This window comes from Methanospirillum sp., from assembly GCF_035560735.1.
Lineage (GTDB): Archaea > Halobacteriota > Methanomicrobia > Methanomicrobiales > Methanospirillaceae > Methanospirillum.
The window spans coordinates 1-4,059 of sequence record NZ_DATMYY010000353.1 but is presented as its reverse complement, the minus strand read 5'-3'; the positions used below and the strand labels follow the sequence as shown (position 1 = coordinate 4,059).

Below are 4,059 nucleotides of genomic sequence, written 5' to 3'. Positions count from 1 at the left end.
GTCTATCCCGGTATGTTTTCTAATATTTACGGGATCCAAAGACAGGTAATCCCGATGCCCGGTAAAGATGACCACGGCATCAGTTCTGGATACTGTTTCAGAAATTGAAGACGAAATTGGCACCCCCTGCCAGGTTTTAACCCAAGGGTCATGAACATGGACCATTGCGCCAGCTTGAACAGTCAGATGATAAAAAATTTCTGACGGTGAGTTTCGTGCATCATCAGTATTTGCAAGAAATGCCCAACCGAGAAGAGCGATATGACTTCCTCGTACATCTTTATTAATCCGGTTTAACCCATCTTCCAGGAGATGGAACATATGATCGGGCATAAAATCGTTGATCTTACGGGCGGTTACATAAAGTGAATCTAACCCGGGTGGATAGTCCAGTTTTTCTATCCCTGATATCTGCACTCCCCGTTCAAGATGATATGTATCCTTGGTCAGACAATGCCCACCGACCCCGGCTCCCGGCCAGAGCATAGCCCTGGTAATTCCTTCGCCTTTGAGTGAATCTATACCATTTCGCACATCATATACATTCACCCCCATTGCTTCACAATAGAGAGCTAACTGGTTTATTGCTGCAATCTGGAGATCTCTGAAGGTATTCTCAGCGGTTTTTGTAACTTCAGCAGCTGTGCTTGTCATTGGAATGACTTTTCCGGTTGTCAGCACTGAAGAGTACAACTCTGTTGCTCGTCTGGTGCTGACCTCGTCAATTCCTCCGACTATTCGATCATGCTCCTGAATGTTTTTGATTAACCTTCCAACCATCACTCGTTCAGGTGCATGGGCCAGCGCAAAATCTTCGCCCGCTACTAGTCCAGACTCCTCTTCCAGGATTTTCCTGACTGTTCCTGCAGTCGTTCCCGGAGTGATTGTTGATTCAAGAACGACTAGTGTTCCCTTGGTCAGGTAGCGACCAACCTGGCGGATGCCATCTTCAAGAGCTGCCAAATCCGGGAGTAAATCTTTTGGGTTAAGGAATGGGGTCTGTATAGCAATCGTTACTGCATCACAGGATGAAATTTTGGAAAAGTCATCAGTACAACATAATTTATGTGTTGAGGTGACTTCCCTGAGCATTTCTGGTAAATTTGGTTCCTCACCCTTGAGTGGAAGTTCTCCGGCATTGATCATGGATATTTTATAGCCGGAAGTCGGAGAATTTCTCTGGAACCCATATACTTTTTCTATTGCAGGAGTTCTGGCGAACAGGACTGCTGATGGTATACCCACATACCCCATTCCAATTACTCCGACAGTTCGAATCAAGCCGCGTTTATGGATTAACCCCTCTAGAGTAGTTGTCATTCGCGTATCATGTCCATGATCTTTTCACAAAGTCTGATGTTCTGGTATGCCTGCATTGGGGTAACCGGAAAAGGAGTTTTAGTTTTAATACAGGAAAGAAATGTTTGTAACTCAGTCCTGAGAGGCTCTTTCTTTGCAACCTGGACCTTTTCCACAATATTTTCCTGGACATACCGTTCATTTTCAATTTTATACTGCCCGGGTTTACGGTATACATAAATCTCCTGGGTCATAAAATCGCCTTCAATGGTCATGTCTTCCTGTTCAATATGGATCATTCTGATCTTCTTTGAAGATTTGCGGCTTGACGATACCTGTACAACTGCCTCTCCGTATTTCATCAGAACAGATGCGACATCTTCAGTTCCCATTGCGTGTAATGATGGTTTTCCGGAAAAGAGCATATGAAGAATGATATCAATGTCATGGATCATCAGGTCCTCAACAACGTTACTGGTACCTGATAACCTCGATGAGGTAGGATTATGGCGTTTCAACTCAACGAAAAGCGGTTTTTTCATAATATTGCGGATCTCAGCAACAATCGGGTTAAACCGTTCAATATGACCAACCCCTACTATGATATCCTCTGGAATATGTTCAATAAGGGTTTTGGCTTCATCTGATCTCTGACAGATAGGTTTCTCAATAAGGAGGTGAACACCAGTCCCAAGTAGTTCTTTCACCGTGTTGAAATGATATGGGGTCGGAACACAGACACTGATGGCATCCACATTCTGGATCAGTTTTCTGATGTCTGATGCAACGAAGGTTTCATACTCTTTAGCAATGCGGGTAGCATTTTCCTGCTGCACATCATAAACATATACATCATTGACTTCTTTGAGTTCTGAGTATACCCTGACATGGTTTCGCCCCATCTGTCCGGTTCCGATTACGCCGACATCCATTCATATCGCCTCATTGATAGACTTACATATGAAAGCCAAATTGTCCATTGTGAGCCCCGGCCAGATTGGGAGACTGAGAATTTCATTTGCAAGTTGGATGGAAACCGGGGCAGGACTACTCTTTATCTTTCCCTGATAGACTGGTTGTTTATGTACAGGGGTCGGGTAATGGATTGCTGTTCCGATTCCTTCATGGGTGAGGGCCTTGGTGAGTTGGTCCCGGGAGAGATCGCACTCAGGAAGCACTCTGATGGCATACTGGTGAAAGACATGTTCGCATCCACGCCTTATTGCAGGACAGATAATCCCTTTTCGAGTGATATGTTTCTGGTAATAAGCAGCATTCTCCTGCCTCTTTCTATTGAACTCAGGCAGTTTTCGTAATTGAATCCGTCCGATTACTGCGCCGATATTTGTCAGTCTGTAATTATAACCGATTTCAGTGTGACTGTATTTTGATGCCTGACCATGGTTGATCAATCGCTTCACGTGCTGCGCATATTCATCATGTTGGGTGGTTACCATTCCTCCTTCTCCTGTTGTCATATTTTTGGTAGGATAAAAGGAATAGCATCCGGATAATCCGAATGACCCGGTCATTGTCCCCTCAAACCGGGTGCCATGTGCCTGAGCACAGTCTTCTATCATGAGAAGATGATGATCATCACAGATCTCTCCGAGAGTTTTCATATCACATGGTTGACCAAACAGATGAACGGGTATTATGGCGCGTGTTCGTGGATTGATCTGTTCAAGAGTTGATTCAGGATCGAGTGAATAATATTTTTCATCGACATCAGCAAATACCGGTGTTGCATTGCACATGCTGACTGCGGAGGCTGTTGCTATAAATGTGAATGTCGGGACAATCACCTCATCTCCCGCGGAAATTCCCGCAGCAAGCAGGGCTACATGAAGGGCGGCTGTTCCGGAGCTGGTTGCTATCGAATGACGTGATCCCATGAACCTGGAAAACTCTGTCTCAAATTGTGATACTTCTTCTCCGCTAGCAATCGTTCCGGATCTGATGATATCTGCTGCTGCGGATGCTTCATCTTCACCTACAGATGGTTTAGCGATTGGAATCATTTGCTCCTACAGGTAGAGGTTTATGGCGAGCAGGAGATCCGATTGCAAGCATTTCCGGGGGGACATCTTTAGTCACTACCGATCCCGCTGCAACGAGGGCATTTTCTCCTATTCTTACTCCGGGAAGAATGGTGACATTAGCTCCGATTCGTGCCCGCCTGTAGATGACCGGTCCTTCCATTAGAGCATCCTTTTTTGGGGGGTACCGGTCATTGGTCAGAACCGTGTTCGGACCGATAAAGACGTCGTCTCCGATTGTAGTATTGGTTGGAATATATACCAGACTTTGGAGATTAGCCCGATTACCGATGGTGGAATATCCTTCGATAATTGATCCCGTTCCTATTGAAACCTGATTCCCGATGATTGTCTGTTCACGGATCATCACGTTATGCCCGGATGAAAACGATTCACCAATTGTTACGTCTGCGTAAATTGTTGTTCCCGGCCTAAGTGTTGAGTTATCACCTATGGTGCAGCCGGTATAAGATTCCATTCCTAGATGATATCGGGCAGGAAATCCAAGTATTACCGGTTCAAAGATTGTAAGATTCTGACCCAGTTTGTTTGTGCCATATGGTTGCATGTAAATTACAACTTCAATCAGGACTGTTTTTATGTTTCATAACTGGGTTGCTTTCCCAATATAGCCATCAAGGTGTGGTTTGAAAGCCTGATATTTTTGATTATCTTGTATTTGAGGTCACATAAATTTAGCATGTCCTGAATAATATAGGAT

Annotated in this window: 4 protein-coding genes; all 4 read right to left on the bottom strand. The window is 44.6% G+C overall.

The window, feature by feature from the left end:
- A partial coding sequence (locus VN429_RS10535) for a nucleotide sugar dehydrogenase (RefSeq protein WP_325633062.1) occupies positions 1-1,320 on the bottom strand: 1,320 nt, incomplete at its 3' end.
- Positions 1,317-2,231: a Gfo/Idh/MocA family oxidoreductase gene (locus tag VN429_RS10530; protein WP_325633060.1), complete on the bottom strand. Its 915-nt coding sequence runs from the start codon at positions 2,229-2,231 to the stop codon at positions 1,317-1,319. The genes VN429_RS10535 and VN429_RS10530, both read right to left, overlap by 4 nt.
- Entirely contained in the window at positions 2,232-3,320 is a 1,089-nt protein-coding gene (locus tag VN429_RS10525) for a DegT/DnrJ/EryC1/StrS family aminotransferase (protein WP_325633058.1), read from the bottom strand.
- Entirely contained in the window at positions 3,304-3,906 is a 603-nt protein-coding gene (locus VN429_RS10520) for an acyltransferase (RefSeq protein WP_325633056.1), read from the bottom strand. Before VN429_RS10520 ends, VN429_RS10525 begins: the two co-directional genes overlap by 17 nt.
- Positions 3,907-4,059: the final 153 nt, after the last annotated feature.